The sequence below is a fragment of the Streptomyces beijiangensis genome (genome assembly GCF_017315755.1).
Taxonomy (GTDB): domain Bacteria; phylum Actinomycetota; class Actinomycetes; order Streptomycetales; family Streptomycetaceae; genus Streptomyces; species Streptomyces beijiangensis.
This window is the reverse complement of record NZ_JAFLRJ010000645.1, coordinates 1-1,869: the sequence shown is the minus strand read 5'-3', so window position 1 is coordinate 1,869 and position 1,869 is coordinate 1. Positions and strand designations below refer to the sequence as shown.

The window sequence follows — 1,869 nt, the reverse complement described above, 5'->3', positions numbered from 1 at the left end:
CGGGCCGACCACCGGCGCCGGGGCCCTTTCGGAGCCTGACCGCGGCAAGGATGACCATGGCGGCGACCAGGGCGCCGATGGTGGCGCCGACCGCGCCCATGCCACTCACAAAGGCCGCCCTGGCGTCCTCAAGAAGGGAGGCGCCCGCGTCGCCGGACAGTTGGGGGGCGACGGACACGGCCCCGGCGAGCGAGTCGTGGGCGGTCGCGGCCACGTCCCCCAGGGCTTCGGAGGGGATGGCGCTCTTGACCTCGCCGCCGTACACCGCCGAGCCGATGCTGCCGAGGCCGGCGACGCCGAGGGCCACACCCAGTTGGGTACTTGTCTCGGAGGTCGAGGCAGCGGACCCGGCCTTCTCCGCCGGCACGGAGCCGACGACGATGTCCGTGGTCAGCGCCGACATCGGGCCGATGCCGAAGTAGACGAGTGAGAAGCAGGTGATGACGTAGCCGACGCTCGATGCATCGTCCACCTGGGAGAGCATCAGGCCGCCGGTGACGGTGAACAGCAAGCCGCCACAGATGACGTTGCCGGCGCCCAGCTTCTGCGCCAGGCCCGGTGAGGCCATGCCGCTGACGATCACGGATACGGCGGCGGGCAACAGCCAGAGGCCGGCCCGCATCGGGGACATCCCCTGCACGAGCTGGAGAAACTGGCTGGTGGAGAGGGTGATGCCGCCCATTACGGCGGAGCCGATGAGCATGACGGTCAGGGCGGAGGAGAAGGTGCTGTCCTTGAAGGACGAGAGGTCCAGCAGAGGGGAGGCGAGCCGGTTCTGCCGCTTCACGAACAGGACTCCGAAGGTGGCGCCGACCGCGAGTGCGACCAGCGTGAGGAGTTCCGGACCGTCTGCGGCCAGTTCCTTGATGCCGTAGAAGACCGGCAGCGTCNNGGCGATGCCGAGCATGAAGGTGCTCATCCAGACCGCGATGGCCACCGACCGCTGCGCGGAGTCCTGGAACATGTTGCGGATCAGTCCGAGGGTGGACGGCATCAGGGTGGCGCCGGCAATTCCGAGCAGCGCGCGGGTGGCGATCAGCATCTCCGCGCTGGAGGAGTAGGCGGCCAGCACCGAGGCCATGGCAAAGAGCGAGGCTCCGAACAGCAGCAGTAGACGGCGGCCGATGCGGTCACCGAGCGTTCCCATCGTGACCAGGAAGCCCGCAATCATCAAGGCGTAAATATCGACGATCCAGAGCTGCTGGGTGCCGCTGGGGTCCAGGTCGGCGCTGATGTGGGGAAGCGCCAGGAAGAGCACACTCGTGTCCAGAGATGTCAGCAGAGTCGGCAGGGCCAGCACGGCCAGTCCTAACCACTCCCGCCTTCCAGCCCTCGACGGGGACCCGGTCGCGGTAGTTTCCATGAGAAAGTCCTTCTCTTCGTGTGAGCATGCCCGCGTGCAGCGAGGATGCGGGCACCTGGACAGATAAAGGCGCGCGCCTCCAGGGCGAGGCGGGCACCGGAGGAGGACACGGCGCCATCGTTATGAGGGGAGATACAGTCCCCTGGCGCGTGCGAAGCCTGCCTGGTTACGTGAGTTGTTTGACGGCAGATCACTTCGCTTGCTCATCGGGCTACATGTTCTGCGACTCCGACCAATGACGGAAGAAGGAACTTTCGTGTCACAGAGTGACTCTGGTGTATCAGGGCAGGTCATCCACTCCGAGTCCTGCTCATTCCGCGACATCCTCGTCAGCGTCACCGGCAAGTGGAGCGTGCAGATCATCCTGCTCACGATCGCTCACAACCCGATCCGCTTCACCGAGTTGGAGCGCAGCATCCCCGGCATAAGCCGCCGCATGCTGACGGTGACGCTCCGTCAGCTGGAGCGAAACGGCCTCATCGTCCGCACCGTGCATCCCACCGTGC

At 66.4% G+C, this 1,869-nt stretch carries 2 protein-coding genes; one reads left to right on the top strand and one right to left on the bottom strand.

The genetic code is table 11. The features are described from left to right. The coding region (locus tag J0695_RS37890) for an MFS transporter (protein ID WP_206969362.1) at nucleotides 1-1,363 on the bottom strand (1,363 nt) is incomplete at its 3' end. A 256-nt stretch (nucleotides 1,364-1,619) separates the two neighbouring features. On the opposite strand from J0695_RS37890, the gene J0695_RS37885 reads away from it, so the two are divergent. Continuing rightward, nucleotides 1,620-1,869: winged helix-turn-helix transcriptional regulator (locus J0695_RS37885; protein WP_206969364.1), on the top strand; the 250-nt coding region annotated here is incomplete at its 3' end.